Annotated in this window: 12 protein-coding genes, 4 tRNA genes and 2 rRNA genes (1 of these 18 running past the window's edge); all 18 read left to right on the top strand. The window is 54.6% G+C overall.

Annotated features, from left to right (window positions below; genetic code table 11):
• Positions 1-2,333, top strand: a 23S ribosomal RNA gene (locus HU718_RS27505) (it extends 561 nt beyond the left edge of the window).
• A gap of 171 nt (positions 2,334-2,504) precedes the next feature.
• A 5S ribosomal RNA gene (rrf, locus tag HU718_RS27500) occupies positions 2,505-2,620 on the top strand.
• 132 nt (positions 2,621-2,752) lie between these two features.
• Positions 2,753-3,706: a bifunctional biotin--[acetyl-CoA-carboxylase] ligase/biotin operon repressor BirA gene (birA, locus tag HU718_RS27495; RefSeq protein WP_186616734.1), complete on the top strand. Its 954-nt coding sequence runs from the start codon at positions 2,753-2,755 to the stop codon at positions 3,704-3,706.
• Positions 3,696-4,448 (top strand): pantothenate kinase, encoded by a 753-nt coding sequence (locus HU718_RS27490; RefSeq protein WP_102901736.1) that lies wholly within the window; start codon positions 3,696-3,698, stop codon positions 4,446-4,448. Before birA ends, HU718_RS27490 begins: the two co-directional genes overlap by 11 nt.
• 7 nt (positions 4,449-4,455) lie before the next feature.
• Positions 4,456-4,887, top strand: a complete 432-nt coding sequence (locus HU718_RS27485) for a hypothetical protein (protein WP_102901735.1) — start codon at positions 4,456-4,458, stop codon at positions 4,885-4,887.
• 143 nt (positions 4,888-5,030) lie between these two features.
• Positions 5,031-5,115 (top strand) — tRNA-Tyr (locus HU718_RS27480).
• Between the two features lie 25 nt (positions 5,116-5,140).
• A tRNA-Gly gene (locus HU718_RS27475) sits at positions 5,141-5,214 on the top strand.
• A 26-nt stretch (positions 5,215-5,240) separates the two neighbouring features.
• A tRNA-Thr gene (locus tag HU718_RS27470) sits at positions 5,241-5,316 on the top strand.
• 85 nt (positions 5,317-5,401) lie between these two features.
• Positions 5,402-6,595 (top strand): elongation factor Tu, encoded by a 1,194-nt coding sequence (tuf, locus tag HU718_RS27465; protein WP_095122212.1) that lies wholly within the window; start codon positions 5,402-5,404, stop codon positions 6,593-6,595.
• A 53-nt stretch (positions 6,596-6,648) separates the two neighbouring features.
• Positions 6,649-6,724: transfer RNA gene (locus tag HU718_RS27460), tRNA-Trp, on the top strand.
• Positions 6,725-6,769: 45 nt separating this feature from the next.
• On the top strand, positions 6,770-7,138 hold the full coding sequence (secE, locus tag HU718_RS27455) for a preprotein translocase subunit SecE (RefSeq protein WP_007916493.1): 369 nt from the start codon (positions 6,770-6,772) through the stop codon (positions 7,136-7,138).
• Between the two features lie 9 nt (positions 7,139-7,147).
• Positions 7,148-7,681 carry a transcription termination/antitermination protein NusG gene (gene nusG, locus HU718_RS27450; RefSeq protein ID WP_007916492.1) on the top strand — a complete coding sequence of 178 codons (534 nt, stop codon included), beginning with the start codon at positions 7,148-7,150 and terminating at the stop codon, positions 7,679-7,681.
• A 117-nt stretch (positions 7,682-7,798) separates the two neighbouring features.
• Positions 7,799-8,230, top strand: coding sequence for a 50S ribosomal protein L11 (gene rplK / locus HU718_RS27445; protein ID WP_003228756.1), 432 nt, complete (start codon positions 7,799-7,801; stop codon positions 8,228-8,230).
• Entirely contained in the window at positions 8,230-8,925 is a 696-nt protein-coding gene (gene rplA / locus HU718_RS27440; protein WP_007916481.1) for a 50S ribosomal protein L1, read from the top strand. The genes rplK and rplA overlap by 1 nt, the downstream gene beginning before the upstream one ends.
• A 197-nt stretch (positions 8,926-9,122) precedes the next feature.
• Positions 9,123-9,623: a 50S ribosomal protein L10 gene (rplJ, locus tag HU718_RS27435; protein ID WP_003228752.1), complete on the top strand. Its 501-nt coding sequence runs from the start codon at positions 9,123-9,125 to the stop codon at positions 9,621-9,623.
• 74 nt (positions 9,624-9,697) lie between these two features.
• Entirely contained in the window at positions 9,698-10,063 is a 366-nt protein-coding gene (rplL, locus tag HU718_RS27430; RefSeq protein WP_003228750.1) for a 50S ribosomal protein L7/L12, read from the top strand.
• A gap of 221 nt (positions 10,064-10,284) precedes the next feature.
• The gene (gene rpoB, locus HU718_RS27425) at positions 10,285-14,358 is read left to right on the top strand and encodes a DNA-directed RNA polymerase subunit beta (protein ID WP_186616718.1); all 4,074 of its coding nucleotides are present in this window, start codon (positions 10,285-10,287) and stop codon (positions 14,356-14,358) included.
• A 64-nt stretch (positions 14,359-14,422) separates the two neighbouring features.
• Positions 14,423-18,622 (top strand): DNA-directed RNA polymerase subunit beta', encoded by a 4,200-nt coding sequence (rpoC, locus tag HU718_RS27420; RefSeq protein ID WP_016984189.1) that lies wholly within the window; start codon positions 14,423-14,425, stop codon positions 18,620-18,622.
• The last annotated feature ends 140 nt before the right edge of the window (positions 18,623-18,762 follow it).

The raw sequence follows: 18,762 nt of genomic DNA, 5'->3' as shown, positions 1-18,762 counted from the left end.
TATAATGGGTCAGCGACTTATTTTCAGTGGCGAGCTTAACCGAATAGGGGAGGCGTAGCGAAAGCGAGTCTTAATAGGGCGTCTAGTCGCTGGGAATAGACCCGAAACCGGGCGATCTATCCATGGGCAGGTTGAAGGTTGGGTAACACTAACTGGAGGACCGAACCGACTACCGTTGAAAAGTTAGCGGATGACCTGTGGATCGGAGTGAAAGGCTAATCAAGCTCGGAGATAGCTGGTTCTCCTCGAAAGCTATTTAGGTAGCGCCTCATGTATCACTGTAGGGGGTAGAGCACTGTTTCGGCTAGGGGGTCATCCCGACTTACCAAACCGATGCAAACTCCGAATACCTACAAGTGCCGAGCATGGGAGACACACGGCGGGTGCTAACGTCCGTCGTGAAAAGGGAAACAACCCAGACCGTCAGCTAAGGTCCCAAAGTTATGGTTAAGTGGGAAACGATGTGGGAAGGCTTAGACAGCTAGGAGGTTGGCTTAGAAGCAGCCACCCTTTAAAGAAAGCGTAATAGCTCACTAGTCGAGTCGGCCTGCGCGGAAGATGTAACGGGGCTCAAACCATACACCGAAGCTACGGGTATCACCTTCGGGTGATGCGGTAGAGGAGCGTTCTGTAAGCCTGTGAAGGTGAGTTGAGAAGCTTGCTGGAGGTATCAGAAGTGCGAATGCTGACATGAGTAACGACAATGGGTGTGAAAAACACCCACGCCGAAAGACCAAGGTTTCCTGCGCAACGTTAATCGACGCAGGGTTAGTCGGTCCCTAAGGCGAGGCTGAAAAGCGTAGTCGATGGAAAACAGGTTAATATTCCTGTACTTCTGGTTATTGCGATGGAGGGACGGAGAAGGCTAGGCCAGCTTGGCGTTGGTTGTCCAAGTTTAAGGTGGTAGGCTGAGATCTTAGGTAAATCCGGGATCTTAAGGCCGAGAGCTGATGACGAGTTACCCTTTGGGTGACGAAGTGGTTGATGCCATGCTTCCAAGAAAAGCTTCTAAGCTTCAGGTAACCAGGAACCGTACCCCAAACCGACACAGGTGGTTGGGTAGAGAATACCAAGGCGCTTGAGAGAACTCGGGTGAAGGAACTAGGCAAAATGGCACCGTAACTTCGGGAGAAGGTGCGCCGGTGAGGGTGAAGGACTTGCTCCGTAAGCTCATGCCGGTCGAAGATACCAGGCCGCTGCGACTGTTTATTAAAAACACAGCACTCTGCAAACACGAAAGTGGACGTATAGGGTGTGACGCCTGCCCGGTGCCGGAAGGTTAATTGATGGGGTTAGCTAACGCGAAGCTCTTGATCGAAGCCCCGGTAAACGGCGGCCGTAACTATAACGGTCCTAAGGTAGCGAAATTCCTTGTCGGGTAAGTTCCGACCTGCACGAATGGCGTAACGATGGCGGCGCTGTCTCCACCCGAGACTCAGTGAAATTGAAATCGCTGTGAAGATGCAGTGTATCCGCGGCTAGACGGAAAGACCCCGTGAACCTTTACTATAGCTTTGCACTGGACTTTGAATTTGCTTGTGTAGGATAGGTGGGAGGCTTTGAAGCGTGGACGCCAGTTCGCGTGGAGCCATCCTTGAAATACCACCCTGGCAACTTTGAGGTTCTAACTCAGGTCCGTTATCCGGATCGAGGACAGTGTATGGTGGGTAGTTTGACTGGGGCGGTCTCCTCCTAAAGAGTAACGGAGGAGTACGAAGGTGCGCTCAGACCGGTCGGAAATCGGTCGTAGAGTATAAAGGCAAAAGCGCGCTTGACTGCGAGACAGACACGTCGAGCAGGTACGAAAGTAGGTCTTAGTGATCCGGTGGTTCTGTATGGAAGGGCCATCGCTCAACGGATAAAAGGTACTCCGGGGATAACAGGCTGATACCGCCCAAGAGTTCATATCGACGGCGGTGTTTGGCACCTCGATGTCGGCTCATCACATCCTGGGGCTGAAGCCGGTCCCAAGGGTATGGCTGTTCGCCATTTAAAGTGGTACGCGAGCTGGGTTTAGAACGTCGTGAGACAGTTCGGTCCCTATCTGCCGTGGACGTTTGAGATTTGAGAGGGGCTGCTCCTAGTACGAGAGGACCGGAGTGGACGAACCTCTGGTGTTCCGGTTGTCACGCCAGTGGCATTGCCGGGTAGCTATGTTCGGGAAAGATAACCGCTGAAAGCATCTAAGCGGGAAACTTGCCTCAAGATGAGATCTCACTGGAACCTTGAGTTCCCTGAAGGGCCGTCGAAGACTACGACGTTGATAGGTTGGGTGTGTAAGCGCTGTGAGGCGTTGAGCTAACCAATACTAATTGCCCGTGAGGCTTGACCATATAACACCCAAGCAATTTGCTGACCTGAAAAGGCACCAGATTGCGGTGTGTGAAGACGAAACGAACCGAAAGTTCGACTGCACTTAAAAAAGCAGCACAAAACACCGAAAGCCATCACATACCCAATTTGCTGAAGCGAGGCCACTTGGCCACGACTCAGTACCCGAATTTCTTGACGACCATAGAGCGTTGGAACCACCTGATCCCATCCCGAACTCAGCAGTGAAACGATGCATCGCCGATGGTAGTGTGGGGTTTCCCCATGTGAGAGTAGGTCATCGTCAAGATTAAATTCCGAAACCCCAATTGCGAAAGCAGTTGGGGTTTTGTTTTGCCCGCAGGAAATGTATCTGCTTGATTTCTATGCAACGGCCCGGGGCATGGCTATTATTCGGGCCTCATTGTGAGGCGAGACCTGCATGCTGACGTTGTTGAACCTTCTGAAGGATGGTCGATTCCATTCTGGTCAGGATCTGGGCGCTGCCCTGGGAATAAGTCGAAGTGCGGTATGGAAGCAGCTTCAGCATCTGGAGGCTGATCTTGGCTTATCCATTCATAAAGTTCGGGGGCGGGGCTATCAACTGGCTGCACCATTGATGCTGCTTGACTCTCTGACTATATCTGCAATGGCGCCAAGCTGGCCGGTGACCGTTCTGGATTCGGTCGACTCGACAAACGCTGAGGCTTTGCGCGCGATCGGCCAAGGTGGTTTGGCCCCCTTTTTGGTGCTCGCAGAACGGCAAGTCTCCGGGCGTGGGCGAAGAGGTCGCAAATGGGTGAGTCCGTTCGCTGAAAATCTTTATTACAGCCTTGTCCTGCGTATTGATGGCGGAATGCGCCAGCTCGAGGGCTTGAGTCTTGTCGTGGGGCTGGCTGTCTTGCAGGCTCTGCGAAATTTTGGTGTGCCAAGTGCCGGATTGAAGTGGCCCAACGATGTCTTGGTAGGTAGCAAGAAAATCGCCGGCATTCTTCTGGAGCTCGTTGGAGATCCGGCAGATGTTTGCCATGTGGTGTTGGGTATTGGTATCAACGTGAATATGCAGCTTGCTGATGAGGTTGACCAGCAATGGACCTCTATCCGGCTTGAGTCAGGCAAGAGCAGTGATCGTAATGCTTTGGTGGTTGAGCTGAGTGAGCAGTTAAGTGCTTACATCCAGCGTCATCAGGCGGATGGTTTCTCGGTTCTCCAGGCAGAATGGGAGGCCAATCACCTGTGGCAGGATCGGCCTGTATCATTGATTGCGGGTTCGAGTCAGGTAGATGGCGTGGTGCTCGGAATAGATAGTCAGGGTGCTCTGCGCTTGAAGGTGAGTGGCGTGGAAAAAGTCTTTAGTGGTGGTGAGCTCAGTCTGAGGTTGCGTGATGATTCTTGAGCTCGACTGCGGGAACAGCTTTATTAAATGGCGAGTACTGAAGGCTGCGCCCGACGCTCTTTTTTCTGAAGGGGTTGTCGACTCTGATCTGGCGTTGCTTGATAGTTTGAGATCTCTTGATGGGCTTGTGCTGCGCAAGTGTCGCCTGGTGAGTGTCAGGACTGCAGAGGAAACTGATGCATTGATCGATGCGATCGAGCGGGAGTTCGGTATTTCGGTTGTGTGCGCTGAGTCCGCTCGTGAAATGTCTGGTGTCAAAAATGGTTATGAAGACTACGAGCGTCTCGGGCTCGATAGATGGTTGGCCATGCTTGGCGGGTTTCATCTGGCATCGGGCAGCGCTTGCCTGGTACTCGATTTCGGTACGGCAGTAACTGCTGATTTTATTGCCGCTGATGGAGAGCATTTGGGCGGCTTTATTTGCCCGGGGATGCCGTTGATGCGAAATCAGTTGCGTACTCATACCCGCAAGATTCGCTATGGCGACCTGGCGGCTGAACGCGCGCTGTCCAGCAATGCGCCTGGGCGGAGCACTGTTGAGGCGGTGGAGCGTGGGTGTTCGTTAATGTTGCGAGGTTTTGTGCTGACTCAACTGGAAATGGCGAGTTCCTACTGGGGGAAAGATTTCGCAGTCTTTATAACTGGCGGTGATGCTGTTTTGGTCGCAGATGTCGCGCCTGAGGCCCGAGTCGTACCCGACCTCGTTTTTGTGGGCTTGGCTATGGCGTGTCCTTTTTCCTGAGGTTTGTATGCGTTGGTTGTTTCTCCTGCTCCTTGTTCTTAATGGTTTCTATTATGTCTGGCATCAGCAGGAGGCGCCCTTGCGGGCGAAGGATGTAACGCCTCTTAGTTTGTATCGAGGTTCCCAGCAAGACATTCGCTTGCTCAGCGAAACGACGGGTGAGGTTCGGGAGGGGCAGGCGGGGCGTCGGCAACAGTGTCTTTTCCTTGGCGGTTTCTCTCGGCAGGAATCGATTCCAGCGCTCCAGCAGCGTCTGGCTGAAATGGGGGTTGATGTAAAATCTTCGACGAGGGATGTATCTGGGGCTGGTTATTGGTTGTCTGTTTCGCCTCAGGGCCAGCGTTTGCTGGGGGATGTTCAGTTGCAAAACCTTTCCAACGAATTCAATGAGTTAAAACATAAAATAATGCTATGTGAGGGGGTTGCACCTACTGAATAGTTTGCATAGAATGGCGCCCGCTCCACAGCGAAGACCTAAACAGGAATTCAGAGTGAAGCGATGTCAACGCAGCTAACCTCAGGTTTTTAAATGAGAAAATGCTTGACAAGGGTTTGGCATAGTATAGAATGCCGGCCTGATTAGGAGGGGTTCCCGAGCGGCCAAAGGGATCAGACTGTAAATCTGACGTCTACGACTTCGAAGGTTCGAATCCTTCTCCCTCCACCAGATTTAAGCGTGAGCTGCAGGCTCCGCGGGTATAGTTTAGTGGTAGAACCTCAGCCTTCCAAGCTGATGATGCGGGTTCGATTCCCGCTACCCGCTCCAAGTTTGCAGGTTGTGCAAAGTGTTTTGCTCTTGTAGCTCAGTTGGTAGAGCACACCCTTGGTAAGGGTGAGGTCAGCGGTTCAAATCCGCTCAAGAGCTCCATATAACAAGGCAGATATGAAAATATCTGCCTTTGTTTTAATGGTTGATATTGTTTGTCTAATTTCTTCTGTTGAGGGTGATATCGATGGCTAAGGAAAAATTTGATCGTTCCCTGCCCCACGTCAACGTTGGGACCATTGGTCACGTTGACCACGGTAAAACCACTCTGACCGCTGCTCTGACTCGCGTCTGCTCCGAAGTTTTCGGTTCGGCCGTAGTTGAATTCGACAAGATCGACAGCGCTCCAGAAGAAAAAGCTCGCGGTATCACCATCAACACCGCGCACGTTGAGTACAACTCGCTGATCCGTCACTACGCTCACGTTGACTGCCCAGGTCACGCTGACTATGTGAAGAACATGATCACCGGTGCTGCTCAAATGGACGGCGCTATCCTGGTTTGCTCGGCCGCTGATGGTCCGATGCCACAAACCCGTGAGCACATCCTGCTGTCCCGTCAGGTAGGCGTTCCGTACATCGTGGTTTTCCTGAACAAGGCTGACCTGGTAGACGACGCAGAGCTGCTGGAACTGGTTGAGATGGAAGTTCGCGACCTGCTGTCCACCTATGACTTCCCAGGCGACGACACTCCGATCATCATCGGTTCGGCTCGTATGGCTCTGGAAGGCAAAGACGACAACGAGATGGGCACCACTGCCGTCAAGAAGCTGGTTGAGACTCTGGATAGCTACATCCCAGAACCAGTTCGTATGATCGACAAGCCATTCCTGATGCCAATCGAAGACGTATTCTCGATCTCGGGTCGCGGTACTGTTGTGACTGGTCGTATCGAGCGCGGTATCGTTCGCGTTCAGGATCCGCTGGAAATCGTTGGTCTGCGTGACACCACCGTTACTACTTGCACCGGTGTTGAAATGTTCCGCAAGCTGCTCGACGAAGGTCGTGCTGGCGAGAACTGCGGCGTTCTGCTGCGTGGTACCAAGCGTGACGACGTTGAGCGTGGTCAGGTTCTGGTTAAGCCGGGTTCGGTTAAGCCGCACACCAAGTTCACCGCAGAAGTTTACGTTCTGAGCAAGGAAGAAGGCGGTCGTCACACTCCGTTCTTCAAAGGCTACCGTCCACAGTTCTACTTCCGTACTACTGACGTGACTGGTAACTGCGAGCTGCCAGAGGGCGTTGAAATGGTAATGCCAGGTGACAACATTCAGATGACTGTTACCCTGATCAAAACCATCGCGATGGAAGACGGTCTGCGTTTCGCTATCCGTGAAGGCGGTCGTACCGTCGGCGCTGGTGTCGTAGCCAAAATCATCGAGTAAGTAGTTGTAATGTATTTTTCGGGCCGGCATAATGGTCGGCCTGATTTTGTTTTAGGTCAGTAGCTCAATTGGCAGAGCGACGGTCTCCAAAACCGTAGGTTGGGGGTTCGATTCCCTCCTGACCTGCCAGATTCACTCGGTGTGTCTGGCTTTCTTTTCACAGGATCTTCATAGATGACTCCTAAAGCTGAAGCTCAAGGCTCTCGCTTCGATCTGCTCAAGTGGCTTGTAGTTGTCGCTTTGGTGGTTGTTGGCGTTGTTGGCAATCAGTATTACTCTGCTTCGCCGATCCTGTACCGTGTACTCGCTTTGCTTGTCATTGCTGCTGTAGCTGCCTTTGTAGGCCTGCAGACTGCGAAGGGCAAGTCTTTCTTTGTACTGGTTAAGGAAGCTCGCACCGAGATTCGTAAAGTCGTGTGGCCAACTCGCCAAGAAACCACGCAGACCACCCTGATTGTGGTGGCTGTTGTTCTGGTTATGGCGTTGCTGTTGTGGGGTCTTGATTCCCTGCTCGGCTGGCTTGTTTCCTTGATTGTCGGCTAAGGGTGTCCCGTGGCTAAGCGTTGGTATGTTGTGCATGCTTACTCGGGTTACGAGAAGCATGTGATGCGCTCGCTGGTCGAGCGCGTAAAGCTGGCTGGCATGGAAGATGGCTTCGGCGAGATTCTGGTTCCCACTGAAGAAGTGGTTGAAATGCGTAATGGCCAGAAGCGCAAAAGCGAGCGTAAGTTCTTTCCGGGCTACGTGCTGGTTCAGATGGATATGAACGAGGGTACTTGGCACTTGGTCAAGGATACTCCTCGGGTGATGGGTTTCATCGGCGGTACCGCTGATAAGCCTGCGCCGATCACCGATAAAGAGGCGGAAGCAATTCTGCGTCGCGTCGCTGATGGTAGCGACAAGCCTAAGCCGAAGACTCTCTTCGAGCCAGGTGAGACGGTGCGAGTCAATGACGGTCCATTCGCTGATTTCAATGGCGTTGTTGAAGAAGTTAATTACGAAAAGAGCCGGATCCAAGTGGCTGTGCTTATTTTCGGTCGCTCTACTCCGGTAGAGTTGGAGTTCAGTCAGGTCGAAAAGGTCTAGCTGAACAAGCATCCCAACCCCGCAGCCCTAGGCTGTGGGGTTTTGTCGTCACTGGGATAAACGCGCAAGTAACCGGGGAGCCTTTCGAGGCGTTCGAACCCGTAATTGGAGTGCCTCATGGCCAAGAAAATTACCGCTTACATCAAGCTGCAAGTGAAGGCCGCTCAGGCTAACCCAAGCCCACCTGTTGGTCCTGCTCTGGGTCAGCACGGCGTGAACATCATGGAATTCTGCAAAGCTTTCAACGCCCGTACTCAGGGTCTGGAAGCTGGTCTGCCGACTCCAGTGATCATCACTGTCTACAGCGACCGTAGCTTCACTTTCGAAACAAAATCCACCCCTGCTTCGGTTCTGCTGAAGAAAGCGGCCGGTCTGACCAGCGGTTCCGCTCGTCCGAACACCGTTAAGGTTGGCACCGTTACCCGTGCTCAGCTGGAAGAAATCGCGAAAACCAAAAACGCGGATCTGACTGCAGCTGATATGGATGCAGCCGTGCGTACTATCGCCGGTTCTGCTCGTAGCATGGGCCTTAACGTGGAGGGTGTGTAATGGCTAAGCTGACCAAGCGTCAAAAGGCTATCGCCGGCAAAATCGAAGCAGGCAAGGCCTACAACATTGTAGACGCTGCTGCTCTGCTGGCTGAGCTGTCGACTGTCAAGTTCAGCGAGTCGTTCGACGTTGCTGTAAACCTGGGTGTTGACCCGCGTAAATCCGACCAGGTTGTCCGTAGCGCTACTGTGCTGCCACACGGCACTGGCAAGACCGTTCGCGTTGCTGTGTTCACCCAAGGTCCAGCTGCTGAGGCCGCTCTGGCTGCCGGCGCTGACCGTGTAGGTATGGACGACCTGGCTGCCGAAATGAAAGGCGGCGACCTGAACTATGACGTAGTGATTGCATCCCCGGATGCCATGCGCGTTGTAGGTCAGTTGGGTCAGATCCTCGGTCCACGTGGTCTGATGCCTAACCCGAAAGTTGGTACCGTAACTCCAGACGTAGCTACCGCGGTTAAAAACGCTAAAGCTGGTCAGGTTCGTTATCGCACCGACAAAAACGGCATCATTCACACCTCCGTTGGCAAGATGGGCTTCGACGCCGTCAAGCTGAAGGAAAACGTTGAAGCCCTGATCGCTGATCTGAAGCGTATCAAGCCAGCTTCTTCGAAAGGTATCTACGTCAAGCGCGTTACCCTGAGCACCACTATGGGCCCAGGTCTGGTTATCGACCAGAGCTCGCTGGACGCGTAAGACAAAGGTTGGCGCGGTTAACGCGCCAATTGAAAGATTGGGGTCCCTGCCTGGCGGGGGCTATCCAAGACCGTAGGCGACGCAAGTCTTAAACCATAAGCCTACGCAGATGGTGCTCCCGGTTCCTTACCGAATCAGACACCAAAACGACATTCGGTTTCGATCGAATGAAACGGTAATAAGCAGGAGTTAAACCCGTGGCAATTAATCTCGAAGACAAGAAGGCCATCGTCGCTGAAGTCAACGAGGCTGCCAAAGTCGCTCTGTCCGCTGTCGTGGTTGATGCACGTGGCGTAACAGTAGGCGCAATGACCGGACTCCGTAAAGAGGCTCGTGAAGCTGGCGTTTACGTACGTGTTGTACGTAACACCCTGCTCAAGCGCGCTGTTGCTGACACTGAATACAGTGTCCTCAACGACGTGTTCACCGGCCCGACCCTGATTGCATTCTCGAACGAACATCCGGGTGCTGCTGCCCGTATCTTCAAAGAGTTTGCCAAGGGTCAGGACAAGTTCGAGATCAAGGCAGCTGCGTTCGAGGGCAAGTTCCTCGCAGCTAATCAGATCGACGTACTGGCAACTCTGCCGACCCGTGACGAAGCAATTTCTCAGCTGATGAGCGTGATTCAAGGCGCTACCAGCAAATTGGCTCGTACTCTGGCGGCAATTCGCGACCAGAAAGAAGCTGCCGCAGCCTAAGGCTCGTCAACTTCTCGCGTTTTTTGTTTATTTCGATGGTCGCGTAGGCCGTCCCCCAATTCAGGAATTGAGTCATGTCTCTGACTAACGAACAAATCATCGAAGCAATCGGCCAGAAATCCGTAGTGGAAATCGTTGAGCTGATCAAAGCGATGGAAGAAACCTTCGGTGTTACCGCTGCTGCTGCTTCGGCTGGTCCAGCTGCTGCTGCCGCTGTTGTTGAAGAGCAAACCGAGTTCAACGTTGTTCTGCTGGAAGCTGGCGAGAAGAAGGTTAACGTGATCAAGGCAGTTCGTGAACTGACCGGTCTGGGCCTGAAAGAAGCCAAAGAGAAAGTAGACGGCGCTCCTCAGGTTGTAGCTGAAGGCGTTTCGAAAGAAGCTGCTGAAGACGCCAAGAAGAAGCTGGAAGAAGCAGGCGCTAAAGTCGAACTGAAATAAGTATCGACTTTGCTCCTCCAGCCCGAGCGTCAAGCGACAGGCTGATGGCTGGTGGCTCTTGCCACCGGCCTTTTTCCGTTATTGGCAGCCGACTGGGTCGGTGCTGATAAGGGCGCTGTAACCACCCGATGCGGTGGAGCAAACCATGGGGTTTGCACGATTTTCTGGCTGCTCCCGTCGGGAGGGGCCAAACAAGCAGGTGACCAAGCTGGGGAACGCTGATGGCTTACTCATATACTGAGAAAAAACGTATCCGCAAGGACTTTAGCAAGTTGCCGGACGTCATGGATGTGCCTTACCTCCTGGCCATCCAGCTGGATTCGTATCGTGAATTCTTGCAAGCGGGAGCGACTAAAGATCAGTTCCGCGACGTGGGCCTGCATGCGGCCTTCAAATCCGTTTTCCCGATCATCAGCTACTCCGGCAATGCTGCGCTGGAGTACGTCGGTTATCGCCTGGGCGAACCGGCATTTGATGTCAAAGAATGCGTATTGCGCGGTGTAACTTTCGCCGTACCTTTGCGGGTAAAAGTGCGCCTGATCATTTTCGACAAAGAATCGTCGAACAAAGCGATCAAGGACATCAAAGAGCAAGAAGTCTACATGGGTGAAATCCCCCTGATGACTGAGAACGGTACCTTCGTAATCAACGGTACCGAGCGTGTAATCGTTTCCCAGCTGCACCGTTCCCCGGGCGTGTTCTTCGACCACGACCGCGGCAAGACGCATAGCTCCGGCAAACTGCTGTACTCCGCGCGCATCATTCCTTACCGCGGTTCGTGGCTGGACTTCGAGTTCGACCCGAAAGACTGCGTGTTCGTGCGTATCGACCGTCGTCGCAAGCTGCCGGCATCGGTACTGCTGCGTGCGCTCGGTTACACCACTGAAGAAGTGCTGGACGCGTTCTACACCACCAACGTCTTCAAGCTGAGCGGCGAAACCCTCAGCCTGGAACTGATTGCTTCGCGTCTGCGTGGTGAAATTGCGGTTCTGGACATTCAGGACGAGAAGGGCAAGGTCATTGTTGAAGCGGGCCGCCGTATTACCGCGCGCCACATCAACCAGATCGAAAAAGCCGGCATCAAGACTCTGGAAGTACCTCTGGACTACGTCCTGGGCCGTACTACCGCCAAGGTCATCGTGCACCCGGCTACCGGCGAAATCCTGGCAGAGTGCAACACCGAGCTGAACACTGAAGTCCTGGCAAAAATTGCCAAGGCTGGTGTTGTTCGCATCGAAACTCTGTACACCAACGATATCGACTGCGGTCCGTTCGTCTCCGACACTCTGAAGATCGACTCCACCAGCAACCAATTGGAAGCGCTGGTCGAGATCTATCGCATGATGCGTCCAGGCGAGCCGCCAACCAAAGACGCTGCCGAAACCCTGTTCAACAACCTGTTCTTCAGCCCTGAGCGCTATGACCTGTCTTCGGTCGGCCGGATGAAGTTCAACCGTCGTATCGGTCGTACCGAGATCGAAGGTTCGGGCGTGCTGTGCAAGGAAGACATCGTCGCGGTACTGAAGACTCTGGTCGACATCCGTAACGGTAAAGGCATCGTCGATGACATCGACCACCTGGGTAACCGTCGTGTTCGCTGCGTAGGCGAAATGGCCGAGAACCAGTTCCGCGTTGGCCTGGTACGTGTTGAGCGTGCGGTCAAAGAGCGTCTGTCGATGGCTGAAAGCGAAGGCCTGATGCCGCAAGACCTGATCAACGCCAAGCCAGTGGCTGCAGCGGTGAAAGAGTTCTTCGGTTCCAGCCAGCTCTCGCAGTTCATGGACCAGAACAACCCGCTGTCCGAGATCACCCACAAGCGTCGTGTCTCTGCACTCGGCCCTGGCGGTCTGACTCGTGAGCGTGCAGGCTTTGAAGTCCGTGACGTACACCCGACTCACTACGGTCGCGTATGCCCGATTGAAACGCCGGAAGGTCCGAACATCGGTCTGATCAACTCCCTGGCTGCGTACGCTCGCACCAACCAGTACGGCTTCCTGGAAAGCCCGTACCGCGTGGTAAAAGAGGGTGTGGTCACCGACGAGATCGTGTTCCTGTCCGCTATTGAAGAAGCCGATCACGTGATCGCGCAGGCTTCGGCGACCATGAACGACCAGAAAGTCCTGATCGACGAACTGGTAGCCGTACGTCACCTGAACGAATTCACCGTTAAGGCACCTGAAGAAGTCACCTTGATGGACGTTTCGCCGAAGCAGGTAGTTTCGGTTGCAGCGTCGCTGATTCCGTTCCTCGAGCACGACGACGCCAACCGTGCGTTGATGGGTTCGAACATGCAGCGTCAAGCTGTACCAACCCTGCGCGCTGACAAGCCGCTGGTAGGTACCGGCATGGAGCGTAACGTAGCCCGTGACTCCGGCGTTTGCGTCGTGGCTCGTCGTGGTGGCGTGATCGATTCCGTCGACGCCAGCCGTATCGTGGTTCGTGTTGCTGATGACGAAGTTGAAACCGGCGAAGCTGGTGTCGACATCTACAACCTGACCAAATACACCCGCTCGAACCAGAACACCTGCATCAACCAGCGTCCGCTGGTGAGCAAGGGTGATCGCGTTCAGCGTAGCGACATCATGGCCGACGGCCCGTCCACCGACATGGGTGAACTGGCGCTGGGTCAGAACATGCGCATCGCGTTCATGGCATGGAACGGCTTCAACTTCGAAGACTCCATCTGCCTGTCCGAGCGTGTGGTTCAGGAAGACCGTTTCACCACGATCCACATTCAGGAACTGACCTGTGTGGCCCGTGACACCAAGCTTGGGCCTGAAGAGATCACTGCAGACATCCCGAACGTGGGTGAAGCTGCACTGAACAAACTGGATGAAGCCGGTATCGTTTACGTAGGTGCTGAAGTTGGCGCAGGCGACATCCTGGTGGGTAAGGTCACTCCGAAAGGCGAGACCCAACTGACTCCGGAAGAAAAACTGCTGCGTGCAATCTTCGGTGAAAAAGCCAGCGACGTTAAAGACACTTCCCTGCGCGTGCCAACCGGCACCAAAGGTACTGTCATCGACGTACAGGTCTTCACCCGCGACGGCGTTGAGCGTGATGCTCGTGCACTGTCGATCGAGAAGACTCAGCTCGACGAGATCCGCAAGGATCTGAACGAAGAGTTCCGTATCGTTGAAGGCGCGACTTTCGAACGTCTGCGTTCCGCTCTGGTAGGCCACAAGGCTGAAGGCGGCGCAGGTCTGAAGAAAGGTCAGGACATCACCGACGAAGTGCTCGACGGTCTTGAGCATGGTCAGTGGTTCAAACTGCGCATGGCTGAAGATGCTCTGAACGAGCAGCTCGAGAAGGCTCAGGCCTACATCGTTGATCGCCGCCGTCTGCTGGACGACAAGTTCGAAGACAAGAAGCGCAAACTGCAGCAGGGCGATGACCTGGCTCCAGGCGTGCTGAAAATCGTCAAGGTTTATCTGGCAATCCGTCGTCGCATCCAGCCGGGCGACAAGATGGCCGGTCGTCACGGTAACAAAGGTGTGGTCTCTGTGATCATGCCGGTTGAAGACATGCCGCACGATGCCAATGGCACCCCGGTCGACGTCGTCCTCAACCCGCTGGGTGTACCTTCGCGTATGAACGTTGGTCAGATCCTTGAAACCCACCTGGGCCTCGCGGCCAAAGGTCTGGGCGAGAAGATCAACCGGATGGTCGAAGAGCAGCGTAAAGTCGCTGAGCTGCGTACCTTCCTGGACGAGATCTACAACCAGATCGGCGGTCGTAACGAAGATCTGGACAGCTTCTCCGATCAGGAAATCCTGGATCTGGCGAAGAACCTGCGTGGCGGCGTTCCAATGGCCACTCCAGTGTTCGACGGCGCCAAGGAAAGCGAAATCAAGGCCATGCTGAAACTGGCAGACCTGCCGGAAAGCGGCCAGATGCAGCTGACTGACGGCCGTACCGGCAACAAGTTCGAGCGTCCAGTTACCGTTGGCTACATGTACATGCTGAAGCTGAACCACTTGGTAGACGACAAGATGCACGCGCGTTCTACCGGTTCGTACAGCCTGGTTACCCAGCAGCCGCTGGGTGGTAAGGCGCAGTTCGGTGGTCAGCGTTTCGGGGAGATGGAGGTCTGGGCACTGGAAGCATACGGTGCTGCTTACACTCTGCAAGAAATGCTCACAGTGAAGTCGGACGATGTGAACGGCCGTACCAAGATGTACAAAAACATCGTGGATGGCGATCACCGTATGGAGCCGGGCATGCCCGAGTCCTTCAACGTGTTGATCAAGGAAATTCGTTCCCTCGGCATCGATATCGATCTGGAAACCGAATAACACGTGACGCGAATCGAGAGCGGGGCAGGATTGCCCGCTCTCTGCTCCGCCAGGAGGAAAGGCCTTGAAAGACCTACTGAATTTGCTGAAAAACCAGGGTCAAGTCGAAGAGTTCGACGCCATCCGTATCGGATTGGCCTCGCCTGAGATGATCCGCTCATGGTCGTTCGGTGAAGTTAAAAAGCCGGAAACCATCAACTACCGTACGTTCAAACCTGAGCGTGACGGCCTGTTCTGCGCCAAGATCTTTGGCCCGGTAAAGGATTACGAGTGCCTGTGCGGTAAGTACAAGCGCTTGAAGCACCGTGGTGTGATCTGCGAGAAGTGCGGCGTTGAAGTTGCACTGGCCAAGGTTCGTCGTGAGCGCATGGCGCACATCGAACTGGCTTCGCCGGTCGCCCACATCTGGTTCCTGAAATCGCTGCCGTCCCGTATCGGCTTGCTGATGGACATGACCCTGCGTGATATCGAACGCGTTCTCTACTTCGAGAGCTATGTTGTTATCGACCCAGGCATGACCACCCTTGAAAAAGGTCAGCTGCTGAACGACGAGCAGTACTTCGAAGCGCTGGAAGAGTTCGGTGACGACTTCGACGCCCGTATGGGTGCTGAAGCTGTCCGTGAACTGCTGCACGCTATCGACCTGGAACACGAGATTGGCCGTCTGCGTGAAGAAATCCCGCAAACCAACTCTGAAACCAAGATCAAGAAGCTGTCCAAGCGTCTGAAGTTGATGGAAGCCTTCCAGGGTTCCGGCAACCTGCCAGAGTGGATGGTGCTGACCGTTCTGCCGGTTCTGCCGCCAGATCTGCGTCCACTGGTCCCGCTGGATGGCGGTCGTTTCGCGACTTCCGACCTCAACGATCTGTATCGTCGAGTGATCAACCGTAACAACCGTTTGAAGCGCCTGCTGGATCTGTCCGCTCCGGACATCATCGTGCGCAACGAAAAGCGTATGTTGCAGGAAGCTGTCGATGCTCTGCTCGACAACGGTCGTCGTGGCCGCGCTATCACCGGTTCGAACAAGCGTCCTCTGAAATCCCTGGCTGACATGATCAAGGGTAAGCAAGGTCGTTTCCGTCAGAACTTGCTCGGTAAGCGTGTTGACTACTCCGGTCGTTCGGTAATTACCGTAGGCCCGACCCTGCGTCTGCACCAGTGCGGTCTGCCGAAGAAAATGGCTCTCGAGCTGTTCAAACCGTTCATTTTCGGCAAGCTCGAAATGCGTGGTCTTGCGACCACCATCAAAGCGGCCAAGAAAATGGTCGAGCGCGAACTGCCAGAGGTTTGGGACGTTCTCGCTGAAGTGATTCGCGAACACCCGGTTCTTCTCAACCGTGCACCGACCCTTCACCGTCTGGGTATCCAGGCGTTTGAACCGGTACTGATCGAAGGTAAGGCTATCCAGCTGCACCCTCTGGTCTGCGCCGCGTACAACGCCGACTTCGACGGCGACCAAATGGCCGTGCACGTACCGCTGACACTGGAAGCCCAGTTGGAAGCGCGTGCGTTGATGATGTCGACCAACAACATTCTGTCGCCAGCCAACGGTGAGCCAATCATCGTTCCGTCGCAGGACGTTGTATTGGGTCTGTACTACATGACTCGTGAAGCGATCAACGCCAAAGGCGAAGGTCGTGTATTCGCGGATCTGCAGGAAGTTGACCGTGTGTTCCGTGCCGGCGAAGCCGCACTGCACGCCAAGGTTAAAGTACGTATCAACGAAACCGTCAACGACCGTGACGGCAACAGCGTGAGCGGTACCCGTATCGTCGACACCACTGTCGGCCGTGCGCTGCTGTTCCAGGTTGTGCCAAAAGGTCTGTCGTACGACGTCGTCAACCTGCCGATGAAGAAAAAGGCGATCTCCAAGCTGATCAACCAGTGCTACCGCGTGGTTGGTTTGAAAGAGACCGTGATCTTCGCTGACCAGTTGATGTACACCGGTTTCGCTTACTCGACCATCTCCGGCGTTTCCATCGGTGTTAACGACTTCGTTATCCCTGACGAGAAAGCCCGCATCATCGGTGCTGCCACCGACGAAGTGAAAGAGATCGAGAGCCAGTACGCCTCCGGCCTGGTAACCCAGGGCGAGAAGTACAACAAAGTGATCGACCTTTGGTCGAAAGCGAACGACGAAGTTTCCAAGGCAATGATGGCCAACCTCTCGAAAGAGAAGGTTATCGACCGTCATGGCGTTGAAGTCGATCAAGAGTCTTTCAACTCGATGTACATGATGGCTGACTCGGGTGCGCGGGGTTCCGCAGCACAGATTCGTCAGCTGGCCGGTATGCGTGGTCTGATGGCCAAGCCGGACGGTTCCATCATCGAAACGCCGATTACTGCGAACTTCCGTGAAGGTTTGAGCGTACTTCAGTACTTCATCTCCACTCACGGTGCTCGTAAAGGTCTGGCGGATACCGCGTTGAAAACTGCGAACTCCGGTTACCTGACTCGTCGTCTGGTAGACGTGGCGCAGGATCTGGTTGTAACCGAGATCGATTGCGGCACCGAACACGGTCTGCTGATGACTCCGCACATTGAAGGCGGTGACGTTGTAGAGCCGTTGGGTGAGCGCGTATTGGGTCGTGTTATTGCCCGTGACGTATTCAAGCCAGGCACTGAGGACGTTATCGTTCCGGCCGGTACTCTGGTTGACGAGAAGTGGGTTGAGTTCATCGAGCTGAACAGCATCGACGAAGTGATCGTGCGTTCGCCGATCAGCTGCGAAACCCGCTATGGCATTTGCGCCAAGTGCTACGGCCGTGACTTGGCTCGTGGTCACCAGGTGAACATCGGTGAAGCGGTCGGCGTTATCGCTGCCCAGTCCATCGGTGAGCCGGGTACCCAGTTGACGATGCGTACGTTCCACATCGGTGGTGCGGCAAGCCGTACTTCCGCAGCCGACAGCGTTCAGGTGAAGAATGGCGGTACTGTCCGTCTGCACAACCTGAAACACGTTGAGCGAGTGGATGGTCACCTGGTTGCTGTGTCCCGTTCCGGTGAGCTGGCCATCGCTGATGACTTCGGTCGTGAGCGCGAGCGCTACAAGCTGCCGTACGGTGCTGTGATTTCGGTTAAAGAAGGTGACAAGGTCGACGCTGGCGCAATCGTGGCCAAGTGGGATCCGCACACTCACCCGATCGTTACCGAAATGAAAGGTACCGTGACCTACGTGGGCATGGAAGAAGGCATCACGATTAAGCGTCAGACTGACGAATTGACCGGTATGACCAACATTGAAGTGCTCGACGCGAAAGATCGTCCAGCTGCGGGCAAAGAAATCCGTCCAGCAGTGAAGATGGTCGACGACAACGGCAAGGATCTGTTGCTGCCAGGCACTGACGTTATCGCTCAGTACTTCCTGCCAGCCAACGCCCTGGTCGGTGTGGCGGACGGTGCGAAGATCGCGATCGGTGATGTTATCGCGCGTATCCCGCAAGAAACTTCGAAGACCCGCGACATCACCGGTGGTCTGCCGCGTGTTGCCGACTTGTTCGAAGCCCGTCGTCCGAAAGAAGCGTCGATTCTGGCTGAAGTCAGCGGCACCATCGCGTTCGGTAAAGAGACCAAAGGCAAGCGCCGTCTGGTTATTACCCCGAACGATGGTTCCGATCCGTACGAAGAGCTGATTCCGAAGTGGCGTCACCTGAACGTGTTCGAAGGCGAACAGGTAAACCGCGGCGAAGTTATCTCCGACGGCCCAAGCGATCCGCACGACATCCTGCGTCTGCTGGGTGTGAGCGCGCTGGCCAAGTACATCGTTAACGAGATCCAGGACGTTTACCGTCTGCAAGGCGTGAAGATCAACGATAAGCACATCGAGACCATCCTGCGTCAGATGCTGCGTAAAGTTGAAATCGCTGAATCCGGCGATTCGAGTTTCATCAAGGGCGACCAGATGGAACTGACTCACGTACTGGTAGAGAACGAGCGTCTGGGCGGCGAAGACAAGTTCGTCTCCAAGTACACTCGCGTTCTGCTGGGTATCACCAAGGCGTCGTTGTCCACCGAATCGTTCATCTCGGCGGCTTCCTTCCAGGAAACCACCCGCGTACTGACCGAAGCGGCAGTCACCGGCAAGCGCGATTACCTGCGCGGCCTGAAAGAAAACGTGGTCGTGGGTCGTCTGATCCCGGCAGGTACCGGCCTGGCATATCACAGCGAGCGCAAGCGTCGTCGTGAAGCAGACAAGCCGTTGCGCGTAAGCGCCAGTGAAGTGGAAGCTGCGCTGACCGAAGCGCTGAACTCGAGCGGTAACTGAGTTCTGCGGTAAATGAGCTGAGGCCCTGATCGCTCCGTTCGTCGAATCGAGACATATTGTCAAGGTTCGACGGGCGGGGAGGTCGGGGCCTTGCCTTGACTGGGGACAAGATCCTCTTTAGACTCTTGATCCCCTAAATT

This window comes from Pseudomonas tensinigenes, assembly GCF_014268445.2.
In the GTDB taxonomy this organism is placed as follows: domain Bacteria; phylum Pseudomonadota; class Gammaproteobacteria; order Pseudomonadales; family Pseudomonadaceae; genus Aquipseudomonas; species Aquipseudomonas tensinigenes.
Note: the sequence above shows the minus strand (reverse complement) of the source record. Positions and strands in the feature narration are given on the sequence as shown.

Excerpts from the sequence above, each read along its gene's own strand:
- birA (WP_186616734.1), top strand. The coding sequence starts at position 2,753 with ATGCTGACGTTGTTGAACCTTCTGAAGGATGGTCGATTCCATTCTGGT.
- HU718_RS27490 (WP_102901736.1), top strand. The coding sequence starts at position 3,696 with ATGATTCTTGAGCTCGACTGCGGGAACAGCTTTATTAAATGGCGAGTA.
- HU718_RS27485 (WP_102901735.1), top strand. The coding sequence starts at position 4,456 with ATGCGTTGGTTGTTTCTCCTGCTCCTTGTTCTTAATGGTTTCTATTAT.
- tuf (WP_095122212.1), top strand. The coding sequence starts at position 5,402 with ATGGCTAAGGAAAAATTTGATCGTTCCCTGCCCCACGTCAACGTTGGG.
- secE (WP_007916493.1), top strand. The coding sequence starts at position 6,770 with ATGACTCCTAAAGCTGAAGCTCAAGGCTCTCGCTTCGATCTGCTCAAG.
- rplK (WP_003228756.1), top strand. The coding sequence starts at position 7,799 with ATGGCCAAGAAAATTACCGCTTACATCAAGCTGCAAGTGAAGGCCGCT.
- rplA (WP_007916481.1), top strand. The coding sequence starts at position 8,230 with ATGGCTAAGCTGACCAAGCGTCAAAAGGCTATCGCCGGCAAAATCGAA.
- rplL (WP_003228750.1), top strand. The coding sequence starts at position 9,698 with ATGTCTCTGACTAACGAACAAATCATCGAAGCAATCGGCCAGAAATCC.
- rpoB (WP_186616718.1), top strand. The coding sequence starts at position 10,285 with ATGGCTTACTCATATACTGAGAAAAAACGTATCCGCAAGGACTTTAGC.